This is a genomic window from Veillonella tobetsuensis (genome assembly GCF_002959935.1).
Classification (GTDB): Bacteria; Bacillota; Negativicutes; order Veillonellales; family Veillonellaceae; genus Veillonella; species Veillonella tobetsuensis.
On the sequence record NZ_PPDF01000008.1, the window covers coordinates 282,880 to 303,268 of the forward strand.

Here is a 20,389-nt window from a genome sequence, read left to right on the forward strand (position 1 = left end):
CTAATCGTATCTGGTTTAATCTAATAGATAATAGAAATAGTACGTACTATATAGTAGGAGTTAATATAATGGCATCTAATTTCGGTAAAACCATACAGGTATCTACCTTTGGCGCCTCTCACGGCTATGCCATTGGCGGTATCGTAGAAGGCCTACCTTGTGGACACACCATCGATATCGATGAACTAAGAGCCTTCTTGAAGCGCCGTGCGCCAGGTCAAAATCAATTACAAACGCAACGTAAGGAAGCCGATACACCTGAATTTTTAGCAGGTATGGTAGACGGCATGCTCAGTGGTTCTCCATTGGCATTTATGATCCGCAACACATCTCAACACTCTAGCGATTATAATAACTTACGTGATATCCCTCGCCCCTCTCATGCGGATTTTACAGCCCGTATGCGCTACGGCGACAAGGTAGATATGCGTGGTGGCGGCCATTTTTCAGCGCGCCTTACAGCTCCGCTTTGCGTAGCTGGTGGCATCGCTCTACAACTATTACGTGAAAAAGGCATTGAAATCCACGGCCATTTAAAACAAGTGGGAACGATTCAAGATGCTCCTATCAACATGGTTCACCCAGATATGAAAGCATTAGCTAGCATCGCGACAGAGCCAATTGCTATGGTTGATCCACAAAAACGTAACGAAGTAGAAACCCTTGTTATGAACCTCAAAAAAGATGGGGACTCTACAGGTGGTATCGTTGAAGTCGTTGCTACAGGTCTACCAATTGGCCTTGGCAACCCAAACTTTGACGGTATCGAAAACCGATTAGTTCGCGTAATCTTTGGGGTACCCGCCATTAAAGGCGTATCCTTTGGCGGTGGCTTTGATATGTGTGCACAACTTGGTTCCGAAGTGAATGATGCTTTCACCATGGACGGCGACAAGATTACAACGACAACGAATAATAGCGGTGGTATTCAAGGTGGTATTACCAATGGTTTACCACTCGTTATGCAAGTGGGCATCAAGCCAACACCATCCATTTATAAAGAACAACATTCTGTATCACTTTCACAAAAAGAGGACACATTGCTCACAATCCAAGGTCGTCACGACCCATGTGTAGCGCTTCGTGCAGTACCTGTTATCGAAGCTGTAACAGCCCTCGTTATTCTTGATTTCTTAGGAGATATTGACCATGAACTTAGATGAAGTACGCGTTAAGATTAACGATATAAACGACCAAATGCTCGCCCTCTTCAAAGAGCGCATGGAACTCTCCAAGGACGTTGCGGCGGCAAAGAAAGAAATGAACAAGGCTATTTACGATGCCAAACGGGAACGAGATATCCTCGACAAAGTAACTCGAGATGCAGGCCCAGACCTCGACCTATACGCGCGTCGTTTCTTCGAAGCATTATTTAGCTTGAGCCGTACGTACCAGTCTGAACAATTATTCCAAGATAATGAGTTCACAGTAAAAATGAAAAAAGCCATTGAGCAGTCCCCTACTTTGCCTCCACAACGTGGCAGCGTAGCTTGTGCTGGCGTATTCGGCAGCAATGCGCAAGTGGCATGTGATAAATTATTGCCCCTCAGCCAAATTCACTATGTAACAGGATTCCGTGCCGTGTTCGACGCTGTTGAGTCTGGAGAATGTCAATTCGGCGTATTACCTATCGAAAACAGCTCCAATGGTTCTGTAAAAGAAGTGTATGACCTTCTAGAAGATCGTAAATGCTATATCGTACGCGGTACTCGCCTATGGATTTCTCACGATTTACTCGTAAAAAAAGGCACAAAACTAGAGGATATTCACACTATCATCTCCCACCCTCAAGCGTTGGGCCAATGCAGCCACTTCCTAGAGAAATTAGATGGTGTAGAATTGCGCTCCTTCGATAACACGGCTCGTGCAGCACAGCTCGTAGCGGCTAGTGATGACCCTGGCGTAGCAGCTATTGCAGCACCGCAATGTGCAGACTTGTATAATTTGTCTCCATTGATGCGCAATATCCAAAATAGCGATAACAACTATACGCGCTTTATCTGCATCAGCAAGGACTTCCATGTGTACCCAGGGGCTAATAAAATCTCTGTGGTAACTACAGCAAGCCATGCTCCAGGTGGTCTTGGTACATTACTTACCAAGTTTGCAAACATCGGCGTAAATCTTACCAAACTCGAGTCTCGCCCTATCGTAGGCCATAACTTTGAGTTTTTGTTCTACCTCGATTTAGAAGCATCCTTAGCAGATCCAAAGGTATTATCTGTTCTAGCAGAGCTTCATACATCACAAGATAAGTTCCGCTTACTCGGTAATTATCCTGAAAACTAATATATTCATCCCTACTAGTCCCTATCAGGGCATATATAGTACAATGAATATAGTTATAAAACTCCAATGGCTAATAGGTACCAGCCTATTAGCCATTCTATGTATATTGACCTAGGAGGTCCTATGAAATTTGGTTTACTTGGCCGTACGTTGGGCCATAGCTTTTCCCCTCGCATTCACAGTGCACTAGGGAATACAAATTACGAATTATTTGAGCGCGAACCGAGCCAACTACAAGAGTTCTTCGCTGATCCAGAATTACAAGGTATCAATATCACTATCCCTTACAAGGTAAATGCCCTTGAAGCTTGTGATGTAGTAGACCCTCGCGCAGAACGCATCGGTTGTGTGAATACGATGGTTCGCAAAGATGGTAAATGGCACGGCTATAATACTGACTACAATGGTTTCGTGTTTACTCTACAACATGCTGGCATTGATGTATCTGGCAAGGAATGTATTATCCTTGGCGATGGCGCTTCCTCCGCTACCGTTCACGTAGCTCTTGAAGACTTAGGAGCTAAGAACATAGTTCACCTCTCTCGTAAGACGGCACCATTCTATGGTGATGCGCCTAATTACTACGAAACAGCACAGATTATTATTAACTGCACACCTATCGGTATGTATCCTCATAATCCAGCTAACCTCATCGATATTACGCAATTCTCCAAGCTAGAAGGCGTTGTAGACCTCATCTACAATCCACGCCGTACGATTTTGTTGTTACAAGCAGAAATGATGGAAATTCCTCATTGTGATGGCTTGCCATTCCTCGTAGCTCAAGGCGTTGAGGCAGCTAAACATTTCCAAGATGAAAGCTTTGGCACAAAGGAAATTGAGCAAATTTTACGAGATATGCGCCGTGAAAAGGAAAATATCATCCTCATCGGTATGCCTGGCGTAGGAAAAACTACAGTCGGTAAAGTGCTCGGTGAAGAAATGGGCCGTACCTGCGTTGATGTAGATCATGAGTTAGAAAAAGAAATTGGAGACATTTCCACATACATTACAGAACAAGGGGAACCAGCCTTCCGTGAAAAAGAAGCGGAAATGATTGCAAAATTCGGTACCCAAACGGGTCTTATTATCTCCACCGGCGGCGGCTGTGTAACAGTTCCTAAAAACTTCGCACACTTACGCCAAAACGGTCGTATCTACCAATTAACACAACCAGTAGAAAACCTATCTACCTTTGGTCGTGTTCTCTCTAGTGGTGGCATCGAACGCTTACGTGAACTAGAAGCAACGCGTACACCAATGTATGAAAGCTTCGCTCAATGCATCGTAGAACATAACCGTAATGCACCAGAAACAGTGTCAGCTATCCTAGAAGATTTTGAAGCAAACTTATTGTAAGAAGATTTACATCTGTATTTCTAGATAAAACTAAAACTCATATCTTAACTTCATAGATATAGCACCAAAAGCAGTATTTATCCCTAAGATAAATACTGCTTTTTTATATTCTCTATGTTTTATATGTATTTGTAAAAATCCATATTTGCAATTACAATGTAATTACAATTAGAATTCAAGAAGCTTAAACACCTTTTTCTATAAGAGCAATAAAATAACCAAAGTATTACAGTCACAACTTAAAGAATCATAGGAGAGATATTATGAAAACCGTAAACCTACAAGTCCGCATCAACGAAGATCTAAAACAAGAGGTATCTAGCATATTGAAAGCCCAAGGCCTATCCTATACCTCCATGCTTGACGCACTATTTCGTCAAATCATCAAAGAACGTCGTATTCCATTTGCTATTGCTTTACCAACGATAACTTCAGATGATACACCTACACCAAGCACACTCAATAAGAATGGCATATATGAACAACCAAAAGCCTCATTAAAGGCCTCAGATGCTATAAATACATACGGAACTACAACAACTAAAGATGATGTAGTAATCTCTTTTGATAAAATCGATAAAACGGGTATTCTTAATATCCGCATTGATCCTAAAGTTAAGACCCTAACAACAGCTATCTTAAAAGAGATGGGATTAACTATATCTCAAACCGTCACAATTGTATCTAAACAAATACAATTTACTAATGATATTCCTTCCACTATCCATCGCCCAGAATGGATTGATGCTATAAATAATAATTTATGGACGAATGAAGATTTAAACACAAGAATAAAGATAGGACTTAATCAAGCCAAAAAAGGAATTGGCGATTCTGCAGAAAAAGTCTTTAATGATCTCCTTAAAGATTTATAGGTTCGGAGGTTAAAATGAGATATACAATAATTTTGACCCCTACAGCTAAATCTGACATAGTAAATCTCAAGCTTTCATTAGAGCAACGCTTTGTAGACATTGCGTTTATCAAAAGAGAATTGTCGCAAATTTATGAAAAAATATGTTCATTATCAGTTTTTCCTGAACGATATCCTATTATAAAGAGTAAGACAAAGTACAGAAAATTATCACACAAAAAGTATCTCATTCTATATACAGTTATAGGTAATCAAGTCTATATTTTCTATATTCGGCCTTCAAAAATGAATACAATACAAGAGCTCCAAAACACATAAAAAAGTCGGCTTTCGCCGACTTTTTTAATGTACTTTTTCTCGTCTATGTTGTTGTTCATCAAATACACCATCTACGTCAATGGTATCAAGAATTCGTTTTAGTTCATGCACATCGATTTGACCTGGTGCTGATGGTTTGCCCGCTGAAGCAAAGGTCATAGCATTGCCAAATAAAGCTCCTGAAGCACGTGTAATAGCCCCCAAGGGCCCCATGGCCATCGTAATGATTGGGTCTAATGGGTATAAAGCTTTCACTTCAGCGGTCGCCTCTAGTAGCGTAAGAACATCACCTGTTGTATGAGGCATAACGGCTATCTTTGGTACATCCGCTAAAAATCCTTTCATTTGAATAAGTCGATTTACAATAACATCTCTACTTGGTGTACCATTAAAATCATGATTGCTCATGACGATTGTTACACCATGAACCTTGGCGAACTCTATGGTTTTGACCATTCTATCTTGATCAAAGAATAACTCAATATCAATAGCATCTATCAAGCCCGTGGGGATAAGGCGTTCTAACATTGTAAAGTAATTTTGTGAGGAGATAGATTTCTCGCCCCCCTCACCCTTCGTTCGCCACGTAAACAGCAGCCCACGACCTTTTAATTGAGGTTTCATGAGCATCAATAGTTCAATAATAGCATCAATGGAATGAGCTCGTTCGTAATAGTCAATGCGTAGCTCCACCACATCACAAGGTGTATTGCATGCCACCGCAGTAGCATCTAGAATTTCTTTTTCAGTGATACCTACAATGGGAACACAAATCTTTGTTCCCTGCTCACCAAGTATGATTTGACCAATTCGAACCATAAAGAGCTCCTTTTTATCCCACTAGTTGACACAAGCCCCTTATCGTTACATAACAATAAAGGGCCGTAAAACATATTATATAACTATGATACTATGTATTAATCGTGCTGAACAGATAATCGTCTCGCTTGGAATCCTAGATATAATAGCAACGCCCCTGTAATACTAAATACATAAGATATGCCTATATAAGTAGATACAAGACTAGCAAATACTGGTCCTACCATAGATCCAAATTGCTGGGCTGTCGTCGTCATACCAAACATGCGACCTCTAAAACCTGGTTCCGTATTTAGTGTTACGGCTGCACTCAAGGATGGATTAATTCCCACAATGCAGGATCCAATCAACACTTGTAATACACCAAACCACCATATACCTACAGGTAGACTTTGAAGTAATAGTACAATACCACTACCAATCATACAGTAGGATATGGTTTGAAAATAACCACGTCGTTCTCCAATGCGTACCCATAAATTTGTAGTTAACGCACCTGCAAGACCACCAATACTCAAAATCGTTCCAGAAATGATGGCTGCCCCTTCCATAGTGCCTTGCATATCACCTACATAAAGAGCCAAAATAGGTTGTAACATCATTATAGCGCATTGCATAAAGAAGAAAATCCATAAAAGACGCACTAAAACAGGTTTTTCACTAACAGCTTTAAAATCCTCTCGCAATGATGTTTTCTGCTTAGTCGCATTTGTATCCTCTACTTTTTTGCTTGCTATTCGTGGCTCTTTTACAAAGAATAACACCGCCAGAGTGGCAACAAATACAGCTATACCAGATACGTAAAAAACGGGGCGCATACCAACGACGCTTTCAACAGCACCACCTAAAAATGGCCCTACGACATTACCCAAAATGAGTCCCATCTGGAATATCCCTAGGGCACGTCCTACCCTTTTTTCATCAACACTAAGAGATACCATGGTCATAGCAGCTGGATAAAATCCATTGGCAAAGCCTACGAATGCCCGTCCTAACAATAATTGATACTGATCTGTTACGAGTCCAATTAAAAAGTAAGATACAGCTATGGCAAAACCGGCTCGAAGAGCCATTCTTTTTTTCCCCTTATTATCTGCAATCTTACCCCAAATAGGGGCCATAATCCCAGCAATAAGAAAGGTTATGCCAAAAACCAAACCAGACCAAAGCGCCACATCATCTTTAGAAACACCTAATTCCAAAAGATATATCGGTAAAAAGGGAATAATCATTGTATAACATACTGCTAGTATCGTCATACTAATGGTAATGATCCATACATTTCTCATGCCACCACGATGGGCATCATCTACATGATTATTCATAATTTTGATCCATTACATCTTGTAAGGATACACGCTCCATAACATGGCGAAACTCTGCTTGTAAATGTTGCCACAATGGTGCGGTTAAGCAATCGTTGAACATAGGACAAGGTTCAAGATGATCCTCCAAGCAAGAAACGAGGGCAATGGAGTCCTCAGCAGCATATAAGATTTCATATACATTATATTCAGACGGATCTTTAACTAAGCGATAACCGCCATATTTGCCACGACCACTCTTAACGAGTCCCGCCGCGGATAAACGAGATACAATGCCTTCTAAATATTTATCTGAAAAGCCTTGGCGTTCTGCAATTTCACGAATCGGCACATTCTTCTCCGTTCCGTGCTCTGCAATATCCGCAAGGATTCGCAAGGCGTAACGACCTTTTGTTGATATTTTCATAAGTTAACCTCTACATCATTAAAATATACTATTAGTATATCATAAATTCATACAAATATTGTTGGGAAATATGGTACACTATACTTATATCCGAATATCTTTATTACGGTATTATTTATAATTTCATATGGGGAGGATTTATCTAATGTTAGATAAACTTTTTAAACTCAACGAACGGGAAACCACAGTTAAAACTGAGATTTTAGCAGGTCTTACTACGTTCATCACGATGGCGTACATCCTATTCTTGGCGCCAAATATCTTGAGTCTTGCTGGTATGGACAAGGATGCAGTCCTCATTGCGACAGCTCTCGGTGGTGGTCTCGTAACGATTGCTATGGGCGTATTGGTTAACTATCCAATTGCCTTGGCTCCTGGGGTTGGCCTGTTAGCCTTTTATTCCTTCACCGTCGTTCTAGGTATGGGGATTCAATGGCAAACAGCACTTGGTGCCGTTTTCATTTCCGGCCTTGTATTCCTTGCATTGACGTTGACCTCGATTCGTCAAATGATTGTGAAAGGTATCCCAGCATCGATGAAGGTAGCCATCACTGTTGGTATTGGCCTCTTCATCGCTATCATTGGCTTGAAACTATCTGGCTTAATGGCTATTTCTATCAGCCTATCTCCTAACTCGTTAGGGCAAGTAGTTCAAACACATGGCAATCTAGTGCCACCACCATCCGAAACATTGCTCACCATGGGTAATTTACATGATGGTAATACATTATTAGCCTTATTCAGCCTTATCTTTACATCTTTATTAATGGCTCGTAATATCCAAGGCTCCTTACTTATCGGTGTTCTCGTAACTACTGTTATTTCTTATGCTACAGGATTATCTACAATGCCTGAACATTTCCAAGTGTTAGCAATTCCTGATTTTTCCAAAGCAGCATTCTTCCAATTAGACATTCCTGGTGCCATTCATATGGGGTTGATTACCATCATCTTCTCCTTCACCTTTGTGGAATTGTTCGACTCTATGGGCACATTAATCGGTACAGCTACTAAGGCAAAAATTGCAGATCCTAAGACAGGTTCTTTCCCTGGTCTAGGCAAAGCGATGACCGTTGATGCCGTAGGCGTTAGTGCTGGTGCCTTACTAGGTACTTCTACAATTACAGCCTTTGTTGAAAGTGCTTCTGGCGTTGGTGCTGGTGGTCGCACAGGTTTAACAGCGGTTACAACAGGCGTATTGTTCTTAATTTGCCTATTTGTTGCGCCTCTTGTATTACTCGTACCAAACGCAGCCACATCTCCAATCCTTATTCTCGTAGGTGCCTTGATGATTGGCGCCATTCGAGATATCGACTTTGATGATTGGACCGAAGGCTTCCCTGCATTCCTAGTTATTACCTTAATGCCGTTCACATACAGCATTGCTAATGGTATCTCCGCAGGACTTATCGCATACCCAGTCTTGAAACTCGTAGCAGGTCGCGCTAAAGAGGTTAACTGGATTATGTATGTATTGGCAGTACTCGTTATCATTCGATACGTATTCTACTAGTTTTGAAAGTATACCTAAATACACATAAAAGAACCTATCTCCTAAGATATTTTGTAGTGAACCCAAAAAGTTAGACTTTTGGGGTTCACTACATTGCTAGATATCTGCGAGATAGGTTCTTTTTGTAGTATGTGCTATTACATTATAGTCATTTACTAATGCCTTATTATATTCAAAGTTATATTACTGTACTGTGTTATCTAAGTGTTTTAACTCCAATTAAGTCTGTACGACTTGGATCGATATCTTTTAATGGTACTACATGATTTCTATAAAACTCTGCTTCAGATGCTTTTACAGGCACTTGGAAGAACAAGAAATACGCCATATTATCCTTGTACCACGTAACACTGCGTACTAAGCCCTTATCTACATCCCCTGTATAGTGAACCTCCCCTATTGGAGTAGAGTCGCTCCAATGTACGTCATGATACTCCATTGGGATATATTCTTCAGGCCGTACAGTATCCATAGAGTAGCTCATGCGAAAGACCATCGTATGAGTTACCCAACGGCCACTGCGTTCTTGATACTCTTTACCTTGCTTCCAATATACAGTTTCTAATACATCATTGTCATAAAAATGTGTAGCATAGTATGTATAACCAAGGGGTAAATAACTTGGTACAGATACGTCATAGGACACCTTATGAGATGCATCGATTACACCGCTAGGTAGACCGATGGTTTTGCTGGTAAGTATAGGCCACACAGAATTCGTATGTGTACGCAATGGCAACCCAATCGTTTCATAAGGAGGCCAATCTATTTCAACCTTTTGTTTAACAGGTTCTTCAATATGTTGCTCATCATTGCGGTCACCACGTAGTCGATTATCATCAATGGCTACGTTACTCACAGGACCTACAGAGTCTACAATTTTGCTTACAAAGTTTTGATTTCTTAAAGAAGCAAAGTAGAGCATATAAACTTTATTATCTTTTTCCCAGTAAGCAATTTTAATAGAGTCTTTACTAGGACTTAACGTATGTACAGCGGTCCCATTAGGGGTAATAAAGCTAACTGCATCCTTAGCGTTGTAATTTGTCTTTTCTAATATAGGCGTTACCACTGTATCGATAGCCCAACCCATACGATATACAATGTCTGTATTAGAGAAGGTTAGCTTCGGACCAAATTCTCCATCACGGCCCGTTTCTGTATAAACGATTTCTAATACGTCATGGTCCTTGGCTTTTACATCACGTACTGCATAATCTTTAGGCATATAAGACGGAACTTGTATAGGATAGCCAAATTCCTGCGCGGTACTCTCAATATTAGTTTTAACTAAATCATAATCATCAACTTGATCATACCAACGATAACGATTAGCGAGTTTTTTATTATCATCGATGAGCTCTTTATTATCTACATCTCGTTCAACAGGAACGGTATTACCATTTTTATCAATTAATGGGTATGTAGCACTAACTGGCTGTACGCCAAAGGTGCTTACTGTAGTAGCCATCGCGGCACATAAAACAGCAGATGTTATTAGTTTCTTCATATTCTCTCCTCTTCGAGCGGTTACAGATTTCGCCGCTATTACACAATATATTGTTCTAGATACGGTTTGTATATCATCCAGCTAATCTGCTAAGGAATCATTCGTTCTTTATTATATTCATCAATTGTTTTGTTTGAAATCTTCGTAACCGGATAGTTTCCCAATAATTCATAACGTGAGCTATCTATATTTTTTACAGGTACCACATGTTCCTTATAGAATTCAGCATCAACTGCTTTCACAGGTTCTAAGAAGAATAAGGAGAACGCCATGCCACCTTCCGTCCACGTAATGCTACGGATTAATTGTGCTGCTGGATCACCGGTATAAAAGACTTCGCCAGATTCACCTTGTTCAGACCATTCAAAGTCCTTATACTCTGCAGGAATATACGCTGTATCTCTTACGGTATCCACGGAATAGCCCATTCGATAGGCCATAACATTAGTAATAAACTTTTTCCCATCCTGATAGATAGGTGCACCTTTTTTGTAATATACAACCTCTAGTACATCATTTCGATCAAGACGTGCTGTATACAGCTGAAATCCATAAGGTATATAACTAGGTGCCTCAGCCTCATACGGCAATTTCTGAATAGCCTCTACTATCCCCTTAAAGTTACGAGCACTGTCTTGAGTCATTAAAGGCCAGCCTACTAATTGCGTTCTTGGTATTTGTATAATTGCAGAAGCATTATTCATGTTTGGCGTAACATTGTTAGACTTAGATGCGGCCTCAGAATTATTAATAGATACAGACTGATCAACAGTATCTGCGGATACATAGCTTATAGATACTAACCCAACAGCTATAGCAGCTAAAATTGATTTACCTATAGTTTTCTTCATATTCTCTCCTATTACAAAAATTTATAATATGCTCCACACATATAATGATATATTTTCTTATTTATATCAAAATCAAGCTACCGTTTCTGTAGCTCTAGCTACTTCATAAAACTTTTATCTTTCCTTTTGTGAAAGCATCGTCACAATCAAATAATGTATCTAATGCTTAGGTTCGATATAAAAAAATCCTACTGAACGCTATATCATAATAGAGTTCAATAGGATTGTTGTATTATTATTTAGTTAATGGCGGCATAATAGCATCTTGTTCAAGTTGTCTTCGTCTTTTGGCCGTATAGTCAACAATTTTAATTTGAACTACGCCCACAGAGTTTACCATGGCTTCCGTAAAAGTAAATTCACGCCCTGTCTGGTGTTTCATCAATACTTGTAAGCCATGAGACTTTTCATCAATAGACTCTAAATAGGTAGCCTCTCCACGACCCATCACACTAGAGTATACCGAGCTATATTTACATGGTATATCTCCACCTGAAACGAGGGCTTCATCGCTACCATCAATTTCAATAAATACATGTGGATTCGCTTGAATCAAACTAAACTTTTTCCCCTCATAATGGCCATGTACATAGATATAAAGTACCTCATCTATAAATTCATATCCAAAATGTAGGGGTACTACGTAAGGGTAATCACCATCTATCAGACCTAGGTGAATGATACGAGTGCTATTTAAAATGCCCTTAATTTCATGTATATCTGTAACCTTGCGGTCTTGTCGTCTCATATAGCCTCCACGAATTGATGTATAAGATAATCTATATATTATTATAGCAAATTTTCGATATCATATATGAAAAAGTATTATTTTGAAGGTATAAACAACTACTCTTTATTTATAAATAATACTATTTCTAATATATGTCTACTGTATAAATACATTTGACTTTTTACAATAGATACTGTATTATAAGAAAATAGTTTTATAGATTCTATAGATTATAAAAGCTATGGTCATCCATGGCTTTTTATATTTGTAGATAGTTTGTAGAAAAGAGGTCTTTACTATGTCTGATACGCATCAGTTAAAACGGGGCCTTAAGAACCGACACGTACAGTTGCTCGCCATCGGCGGTGCCATCGGTACAGGCTTGTTCTTAGGCTCCGGCCGTGCCATTCACTTGGCAGGTCCATCCATCATTTTTGCCTACCTTATTACAGGTATTATATGCTTCTTTATCATGAGAGCATTAGGCGAATTATTATTGTCTAACTTGAACCACCACTCATTTATCGATTTCGTAGAAGAGTATTTAGGTGATCGAGCAGCATTTATCACAGGATGGACATACTGGTTCTGTTGGCTTTCATTAGCCATGGCCGATTTAACAGCCGTAGGCCTCTATATGCAGTTCTGGATACCGTGGTTGCCTCAATGGATACCCGCCCTTGTCGTCTTAGTGGCATTGCTATTAATGAACTTAACAGCCGTAAAGTACTTCGGTGAAATGGAGTTCTGGTTTGCCTTGATTAAGGTAATTGCCATCATCTCCCTCATTATCATCGGTATCATCATGATTGTCACAGGTTTTACTACAGATGCAGGCGTTGCCGCCTTTAGTAATATGTGGAATTATGGAGGCTGGTTCCCGAACGGAACGATGGGCTTTATCTTATCATTCCAAATGGTTGTTTTCGCTTTCACAGGTATCGAGCTCGTAGGTTTAACAGCTGGTGAAACAGAGGATCCTGAAAAGGTTATCCCTATGGCGATTAACAACATTCCATTACGTATTATTTTGTTCTATGTGGGCTCTTTGGCTATCATCATGAGCATTTATCCTTGGACAGCCGTCAACCCATCTGCTAGCCCATTTGTGGCCGTATTTACAGCAGTTGGTATTGCAGCCGCTGCAGGCATCGTAAACTTTGTAGTTCTTACATCTGCTGCATCTGCAACAAACTCTGGTATCTTTAGTACAGGCCGTATGATTTACGCCCTTGCTAAACGCGGTCATGCGCCAAGCTCTATGCGCCGCTTAACACACAGCAGTGTACCATACCAAGCAACAATCTTCTCTGCTGCTGTACTATTGATTACGGTTGTACTCAACTATGTAATGCCAGAAGCAGTATTCGTTATGATTACTTCTATCTCTACATTCTGCTTCATCTTCATTTGGGCGATGATGGTTATTTGTCACCTCAAATACCGCAAGAAAACCCCTGAATTAGCGGCACAATCTAAATTCAAAATGCCTCTATTCCCAGTGATGAATTACATCATCCTTGCGTTCTTTGTTTTCATTCTAGGTATTCTCGCCTTAAACGAAGATACTCGAATTGCCCTCTTGTTTACACCAATTTGGTTCGTTATTCTCTGGGCCTTCTACTCCATGCTTAATACAGATGATGAAGACGCTCTCAGTGAGGAACTTATCGAGATGGCTGGTGTAAAAGAAATTTACAAAAAACCTAAAAAAGAAGATTCTGACGATTACATAATCTAACACAAAAACCCGTGCTATGCACGGGCTTTTCTCTTATTTCATAGTAGGGAAATTTTGTTGTTCATACTGTTGTTGATAAGCAGGTAGATTACTTGTATCTTCGCCATAATTAAAGATCGTCTTAGTACGGTATCCGCCTTGGGTAATGATAAGATCAATGGAGGATGGTACCTCTTGACCATTTTGTTGTAAATGATTTACTAATTCTTGTAGCGCTTCAACTTGTCGTAACGAACCAGTCATATATTTACCTTTGGATAGGCCTGTATTTCTAATGACTTGGCCATTATATACTTGCCCATTTTTATCTGTGTAATAGAAACGTACAGCTGATTTATCTCCTGTAGGTACAGCTTTAATATAGATGGTTTTCCAATTTTTCTTAACCATCACTCTTGTCACATCTGCTAACTTGTTAGATAAACGTTGTGTTTCTTTATTTGCAGATTTAGATACACCATTGACTTGCTGAATTTCATCATTCATAGGCATATTAATAAGTGCCATACTAGGATCTTGTTGTACCTTTTTCGCATCTGCAGGCTGAACCGCCAACACACCAACGACCGCTATTACAGCTAACGTTGTAAGAGCAAATTTCTTCATCATATCTCTCCTCAGATAGGATTCTCTAAACAAATTATATTTTATACAATATATTATACGCATTAGGCTATTTATTATCAAGCCTATCTTATTTTTCAGGACCATTATTCTTAATTATTTGATTCCAATGTTCAAATCTTGCGATATTATAACCCATATCCATATATTTAATATTAAAAGATGTAATAGATTTAAGATCGTTATAAAACTCCATCTCATCAGTATTAGTATTCCAGAATACCATCATATTTTCATATACAGGTATACCATAATACTGTTCAGCTTTTAGAAATTCAAATGGTAAATTCATGTTAGGTTTCGCGTAGTTAAGAGGACTAACAGTAAGCAAATAGGTATCTCCTACCTTACCATTCATGTATAAATCTCTAGGAATTAAAGAGTCTGATATTACTTTATCTTTTCGAATACCATGTTTACTAACATTCTTATTTTGAACAGAAATCGAGTCTGTATTCACTATTTTGCTAGCAGATAAATCGGGGCTTAAGATATATTTCGCGTTCCCATTAGAAGCCATAATTTTACCATCTATATAGTCTAGTGAAGCGGAGAATTTATCGAATTCATACCCGATAACATTAGAGCTTAAAGATGTATCATTAATCTTAAAAATTAAAAGTTGATATAACTTCATATCAGAAATAGCATCATTAGAACGTGCAAGAAGATATAATTCATTATTAACGATAAGAGCGTCAAAAATATAACAGTTATATGCTTTCATGATAGGCAATACATCAACTACATAAGATTCAGAGTAATTACTTGCATTTATAACTGTCACGGTTGCATTAGGATTAGGATTACGATTACTATCAACTTTAATATCTTTCTCTAAAATTATCCCTTGTTTTGGTAAAATACGTGTCTCATTTCTCGTACCACTAAGGTGTAAAGAACACAAAACAAGAATAAGGAAAATAATAAAACTTACAATATAATGTTTCTTTATCCATCGCAACATAGTACCACCTCGCTCTTAGCTATAGTATAGCGAAATCTCTAAACTAATAAAAGAAAAGGCTTTAACCATTTCTTGGCGAAATTTATTTCGTCGATTATCGGTTAAAGCCTTTTTATTCTATTAGTTACTAAAGTCTGTATCTACAATAGCAAATTGTGTATATTCAGGGCAGCGTTTTTGCATTTCTGCTTTAATTTTTTCTAATGTACCATGCGGATCTTCTTCATCAAAGTCAAAGATAATATCGTAGTAGATAACCTTCTTTTCTTCTTGTACGTAGAACGCATGTACTTGTACTACATTTGTATATAAACTTACAACTTGGTCGAGAGCTTGTCTTATTTCAAGTACTTCTATACTTGGTTGGTTTTCAGCATATACGCCAACGGTCATAGCAATACCAAATTTTTTATAGATATGAACGGCGATGCCTTTTGTTAGTGGATGAATATCAGCCATAGTCATCGTATCTGGCACTGTAATATGAACGGATCCAATTGTTTCACCAGGACCGTAGCTATTTAATACTAAATCATATACACCACCCACATTTGGATGTTGAGCGATAGTTTCTTTAATTTCACGAACTAAGTTATCATCTGCACGAACGCCAAGCAAGTGATTATACATTTCTTTTAAAATGTCATAAGCAGCCTTCAAAATTAAAACAGAGATAGCCGCACCTACATAACCTTGAATATCAAAGTCAAAGAAGAATACTAACGCTGCAGATACTAATGTAGCAAAGGTGATCACCGCATCAAAGAGCGCATCTATACCAGATGCTACAAGGGCATCAGATTTGTATTTCTCACCTTGTGCCTTAATATAACGGCCCATCACTACTTTCACCACAATAGCAACGGCGATAATCGCCAAGCTTGGAATATCAAAGGTAGATACCTCAGGGTGAAGAATTTTTTCAATAGATTCCTTGAGGGATCCAATGCCTGCACCAAGAATGATGAAAGCAATCGCCATAGTGGTCATATACTCTATACGACCGTGACCAAATGGATGCTCCTTATCGGCACCCTTAGCTGCTAATTTTGTACCAACGATGGTCAATACAGAGGACAAAACATCTGTTAAGTTGTTTACCGCATCAAGGATGATGGCGATAGAGTTAGACGCAAGGCCTACAATCATTTTAAAAATAACGAGAACGACGTTACCTATAATACCTTTTATACTAGCAAGCGTAATCCCCCGATTACGTGCTGCACTATTTTCTTGTAAAATCATACTACACCTCTTACACATTATGTATATTACTAACTACTTGTACATATTTCCTTTTATATGTATTATAGCTTATGGATTATCATTTGTCACTATGTTTTTGATAACAAAAATTAGAAATCCATTGATTTTACTGAACTTATCAGTCATTCTCATTTCTCAATTAGAAGGTATTTTTATATTCTTATTACTTAAAAGAAACAATAAAATATCATTTCACAACATCTCTTTGGCTTCAACCGTCACCCGTTTACCAGAACGCATATGTGTAAAAATAACTTTCATAGCCCGTAAGGCAAATGGCTTCCCTGTACGTTTAGCACCATATAAGGTATCTCCCACTAAAGGATGTCCCATATGGCTAAAAGCTACTCGAATTTGATGAGTTTTACCAGTATATAAGCGAACTGCCACCTCTGTACAAGGTCGATTTTCCAAGTTATACACAGAATTACCCACAGTTCTAGTCTGTTTATCCACACTTCCCATGTTTATATCCACACTTTTTATACTTCTATCCACAGTATCATATGAGTTATGCACAAAGTTATCCACAGCCTCCATTGGATAACGATGCAAAACGGTAAAATCTGTCCGTGTTTCTTTCCCTTGTGGATTTACTTCATAATGAACCCCATCTATACTCTTAGCCATAGGTAAAACTAAAGAGTTCTCATCGGTGTCGATAATCCCTTCAACAACAGCCATATACCATTTTTCAAAGGTATTATCATCCATCTGTTGTTGATACAAGCTTTGAGCCAAGCCGCTTTTAGCAATGACGATACAACCTGTCGTATCTCGATCAAGGCGATTTAAGAAACGAATCTTTCTCTTAATACCATTTTCCTTAAAATAATGAGCAACACCATTAGCCAGAGATACTTGGCCCTTTGAATTTACCGTAAGGCCTGCAGGCTTATCGAGAATTAATAAATCCTCGTCTTCATAGAGAATATGTAAATCCATTGCAATTGGTTCATGATCAATCTTTTCCTTAGCCATAGCAATCCAAATTTCATCACCTACGGTAACCTCTACATGAGGAGTTGCTTTATGGTCATTTACATGGACTAACTTTTCATCAAATAGCTTTACCATAGCTTTTCTAGGATACTTAGTATCTAACAAGGGCCCTAGTGTCACAATATCTTTTGATATACTTTGTTCTGTTTCTATATCACTAGTAGAAATCGTCCAAAGAATATCATCTGGTCTATGCCTTTTTCGTGCCATTACATACTCCTTTCTACAAGTTTTGAATCTCTCGGCATATAATCGAGAAATGCACTTGGCGCTGTCCCCTGCCCTCGTTGTGATTCATTGGTATAGGTAATAACCAATTCCTGTTTTGGACGGGTTATCGCCACGTAGAACAAGCGTTTTTCTTCGTCCTCATTTCCCTCTCGTAGGGACATAAAACTAGGGAAAACACCTTGATTCATGCCAGCCAAGAACACATAATCAAATTCACTGCCCTTTGCTTGATGAACTGTAATAATTGGGATTTTAGACTGTTTAGTCATTTGCTGTGGTTCACCAGCCGTCAAGGCAGCTAATTGCAAAATATGATTAAGACGAGCCAAGCCTGTCGTACCCTTATATTCTTTATCCAAAGATTCCATAATGCGGTATAGCTCGCGTATGTGCTCAACTTTTGCCATTTCACCATGGCTCTTATAATACGCTAGCACGCCCATTTGGTTCATAATATAGGCCAATAAATCCGTAGGATTATCAGTGCGCATCTTTCTTCGCAATGTGGCCATTTGAGATGCTATCGTTGTAAAAGCAGACTTATATTGATTGATGGCCACCATGCGATTTGTCGTAGTAGGCACAATATTTTCATGGACTGCGTAAATCAGTAACTGACCTGTAGCTATGATGTCATCCATCGCATTATGCGTTGGTGTATGATTAATCGGAAAATGACTCGATAAAAATCCTAACTTATGATTTTCTAGCGTAGGATAGAATCGTCTAAAAATATCTAACGTATCATATACAGCCTTAAAATGCGGTTCACCTAAGTTATAACGAGCTAATTCATGGCTCAAGATACTAATATCATAGTTTACATTATGACCAACGATAATACGATTCTTAGAGAATTCTTTGAAAGACTCTAAAACAATTTCAGGGCTTTCGCCATATTCGGCCAAATATTCATCTGTAAAACCATGTACTAATTGAGATGTACCTACTGATTTTCCTGGATTGATAAACCGTTCAAATCGCTCTATTTCTTGCCCATTTTTATCGATGCGCATAGCTGCGATTTGTATAATCCGGTCCTGTGTCGTATCGGTACCCGTACTTTCCACATCGTATACTACAACCTCGCCCGCCTCAAGCCCTGCTACCAATTTGGCATATGGCTCAGCTTCAAAGATGGGCATATCCATGAAATCCGTCAATCTTAGCCCTACACTGCGATTTTTGGGACTTTCAATATCGCGAATACGTGCGTCGCCAATGCCCGATACATAACGTTTAATAATGCGTTTTGCACTAACCGCATCATTAGGATTCATCAAGAGCTTAAAGTACGCCATGATATCCTTGATTTCCTGACGGCGGAAGAATTTATATTCATCAATAATCATAAACGGACGACGTTCAGATTCTGGCTTATCTTGATTATATCGTTCAAACTGTTCACTTAAACGCTGTGCCTTGCGATTATCTCGAACCAACACACCGATAGATGCGTCCTTTGGAAGCGCACAAATACGGTCATAAATAAATTTTGATTCCGTATATTCATTGCGACAACCTTTTACAAGAATAGGGGCGCCATCACTGGCACTATCAGCCTCGGGCATTTCATCGTATACGTCACCTACGAGTTGAGGAAACATATGTTGCAATGTTTTGAAAGCCATTGTAAATAAAGTTCTATTAGAGCGATAGTTTTTATAGAATATAATTTTTAGAGGATTAAAATCACGGGTAAATGCCTCTAATAAACGGAACGGATCTGAGCCGCGCCATTCGTAGATAGTTTGGAAATAGTCCCCACATAAAAGAACATGATTGCCCTGCCACAGCATTTCCATAACCTTATATTCTAATGAACCCGTATCTTGCATTTCATCAACGGAAATATATTGATAGCGACTACGCCACCGTTCTCGAATATCTGGATTTTGAAATAGTCGATGCACACCACAGATTAAATCAGTAAAATCAACGCCGTGAACAGATTGTAAACTTTCATCATAACGGGTAATCCATTCGTGACCACGAGTCCAAAATTCTGACAATTCATCACTAGCAAGCGTATTGTAATTGCAGAATAATTTCTCTATTTGCTTAGACTGCTCACACTGCAACCGTTGAATAGTCTGTTTATAATCCTCTATCATAGAATCAGAATAGAAGCCATATACGGAGCGATATTCTTTCACTACACTAATAAGACTAGCAAAGTTCATATCTCTCATATTTCGTGGTTTAAAGGGCAAGTAAAGCTCTTTGCAATCTTCCTCATCAAATATGGTCACATCTGAATACAGGGATTCATCTCGTTTGCCCTCTTGTTGAAGAACGTAAAAACAAAAGCTGTGGAACGTACTAATCTCCACAGCCTTTGCAGCTTGGCCAACGAGGGTTTCAATGCGCGCCTTCATCTCCTGTGCAGCCTTATTGGTAAAGGTCATGCACAAAATCTGATGCGCTTCACAACGGCCACTTTCAATAATATGGGCCACCCGATAAGCCAAAGTATTCGTTTTTCCCGTCCCAGCGGACGCCAACAAGAGGATATTTCTATCTAGTTCATCGATGACGCGTTGTTGTTCGCTATTGATAACCAT

At 39.0% G+C, this 20,389-nt stretch carries 18 protein-coding genes; 7 read left to right on the forward strand and 11 right to left on the reverse strand.

Features of this window, described 5'->3' with window-relative positions; translation table 11 throughout:
- Window positions 1-68 precede the first annotated feature (68 nt).
- The 5 genes from aroC (at window position 69) to VTHSUH11_RS04520 (ending at window position 4,840) form a co-directional block, all read left to right on the forward strand.
- Window positions 69-1,163, forward strand: coding sequence for a chorismate synthase (aroC, locus tag VTHSUH11_RS04500; RefSeq protein WP_105092771.1), 1,095 nt, complete (start codon window positions 69-71; stop codon window positions 1,161-1,163).
- Window positions 1,150-2,289, forward strand: coding sequence for a bifunctional chorismate mutase/prephenate dehydratase (locus tag VTHSUH11_RS04505; RefSeq protein WP_059364726.1), 1,140 nt, complete (start codon window positions 1,150-1,152; stop codon window positions 2,287-2,289). Before aroC ends, VTHSUH11_RS04505 begins: the two co-directional genes overlap by 14 nt.
- Before the next feature lie 123 nt (window positions 2,290-2,412).
- Window positions 2,413-3,648 carry a shikimate kinase gene (locus VTHSUH11_RS04510; RefSeq protein WP_105092772.1) on the forward strand — a complete coding sequence of 412 codons (1,236 nt, stop codon included), beginning with the start codon at window positions 2,413-2,415 and terminating at the stop codon, window positions 3,646-3,648.
- A gap of 263 nt (window positions 3,649-3,911) precedes the next feature.
- Entirely contained in the window at window positions 3,912-4,523 is a 612-nt protein-coding gene (locus VTHSUH11_RS04515) for a type II toxin-antitoxin system RelB/DinJ family antitoxin (protein WP_105092773.1), read from the forward strand.
- A gap of 14 nt (window positions 4,524-4,537) precedes the next feature.
- Window positions 4,538-4,840 carry a type II toxin-antitoxin system RelE/ParE family toxin gene (locus VTHSUH11_RS04520; RefSeq protein WP_105092774.1) on the forward strand — a complete coding sequence of 101 codons (303 nt, stop codon included), beginning with the start codon at window positions 4,538-4,540 and terminating at the stop codon, window positions 4,838-4,840.
- A gap of 24 nt (window positions 4,841-4,864) precedes the next feature.
- On the opposite strand, the gene aroD is transcribed toward VTHSUH11_RS04520, so the two are convergent.
- The 3 genes from aroD to VTHSUH11_RS04535 form a co-directional block, all read right to left on the reverse strand.
- Window positions 4,865-5,659, reverse strand: a complete 795-nt coding sequence (aroD, locus tag VTHSUH11_RS04525) for a type I 3-dehydroquinate dehydratase (RefSeq protein WP_105092775.1) — start codon at window positions 5,657-5,659, stop codon at window positions 4,865-4,867.
- A gap of 98 nt (window positions 5,660-5,757) precedes the next feature.
- Complete coding sequence (locus VTHSUH11_RS04530; RefSeq protein WP_105092776.1) at window positions 5,758-6,984, reverse strand: MFS transporter; 1,227 nt, start codon at window positions 6,982-6,984, stop codon at window positions 5,758-5,760.
- Window positions 6,977-7,390 (reverse strand): RrF2 family transcriptional regulator, encoded by a 414-nt coding sequence (locus tag VTHSUH11_RS04535; RefSeq protein ID WP_059364093.1) that lies wholly within the window; start codon window positions 7,388-7,390, stop codon window positions 6,977-6,979. The genes VTHSUH11_RS04530 and VTHSUH11_RS04535 overlap by 8 nt, the downstream gene beginning before the upstream one ends.
- 145 nt (window positions 7,391-7,535) lie before the next feature.
- Between VTHSUH11_RS04535 and VTHSUH11_RS04540 the strand changes: the two genes are divergently transcribed.
- Entirely contained in the window at window positions 7,536-8,903 is a 1,368-nt protein-coding gene (locus VTHSUH11_RS04540) for an NCS2 family permease (RefSeq protein WP_105092777.1), read from the forward strand.
- Window positions 8,904-9,099: 196 nt separating this feature from the next.
- On the opposite strand, the gene VTHSUH11_RS04545 is transcribed toward VTHSUH11_RS04540, so the two are convergent.
- The 3 genes from VTHSUH11_RS04545 to VTHSUH11_RS04555 form a co-directional block, all read right to left on the reverse strand.
- Window positions 9,100-10,413 carry a hypothetical protein gene (locus tag VTHSUH11_RS04545; protein WP_105092778.1) on the reverse strand — a complete coding sequence of 438 codons (1,314 nt, stop codon included), beginning with the start codon at window positions 10,411-10,413 and terminating at the stop codon, window positions 9,100-9,102.
- Between the two features lie 89 nt (window positions 10,414-10,502).
- On the reverse strand, window positions 10,503-11,264 hold the full coding sequence (locus tag VTHSUH11_RS04550; protein WP_059364098.1) for a hypothetical protein: 762 nt from the start codon (window positions 11,262-11,264) through the stop codon (window positions 10,503-10,505).
- A gap of 235 nt (window positions 11,265-11,499) precedes the next feature.
- Window positions 11,500-12,012: a pyridoxamine 5'-phosphate oxidase family protein gene (locus VTHSUH11_RS04555; protein WP_059364100.1), complete on the reverse strand. Its 513-nt coding sequence runs from the start codon at window positions 12,010-12,012 to the stop codon at window positions 11,500-11,502.
- A gap of 280 nt (window positions 12,013-12,292) precedes the next feature.
- Between VTHSUH11_RS04555 and VTHSUH11_RS04560 the strand changes: the two genes are divergently transcribed.
- Window positions 12,293-13,735: an amino acid permease gene (locus tag VTHSUH11_RS04560; protein WP_105092779.1), complete on the forward strand. Its 1,443-nt coding sequence runs from the start codon at window positions 12,293-12,295 to the stop codon at window positions 13,733-13,735.
- A 33-nt stretch (window positions 13,736-13,768) separates the two neighbouring features.
- Here the strand turns inward: VTHSUH11_RS04560 and VTHSUH11_RS04565 are convergent, their stop codons facing one another.
- From VTHSUH11_RS04565 to VTHSUH11_RS04585, 5 genes are all read right to left on the reverse strand, one after another.
- A complete protein-coding gene (locus VTHSUH11_RS04565; RefSeq protein ID WP_059364103.1) occupies window positions 13,769-14,341 on the reverse strand; it encodes an immunity protein YezG family protein in 573 nt (190 codons plus the stop codon).
- Between the two features lie 88 nt (window positions 14,342-14,429).
- Window positions 14,430-15,326, reverse strand: coding sequence for a hypothetical protein (locus VTHSUH11_RS04570; RefSeq protein WP_059364107.1), 897 nt, complete (start codon window positions 15,324-15,326; stop codon window positions 14,430-14,432).
- 120 nt (window positions 15,327-15,446) lie between these two features.
- Complete coding sequence (locus VTHSUH11_RS04575; RefSeq protein WP_105092780.1) at window positions 15,447-16,571, reverse strand: cation diffusion facilitator family transporter; 1,125 nt, start codon at window positions 16,569-16,571, stop codon at window positions 15,447-15,449.
- Between the two features lie 213 nt (window positions 16,572-16,784).
- Window positions 16,785-17,804 carry an RluA family pseudouridine synthase gene (locus VTHSUH11_RS04580; RefSeq protein ID WP_105092781.1) on the reverse strand — a complete coding sequence of 340 codons (1,020 nt, stop codon included), beginning with the start codon at window positions 17,802-17,804 and terminating at the stop codon, window positions 16,785-16,787.
- On the reverse strand, window positions 17,804-20,389 hold the full coding sequence (locus tag VTHSUH11_RS04585; protein WP_105092782.1) for a 3'-5' exonuclease: 2,586 nt from the start codon (window positions 20,387-20,389) through the stop codon (window positions 17,804-17,806). Before VTHSUH11_RS04585 ends, VTHSUH11_RS04580 begins: the two co-directional genes overlap by 1 nt.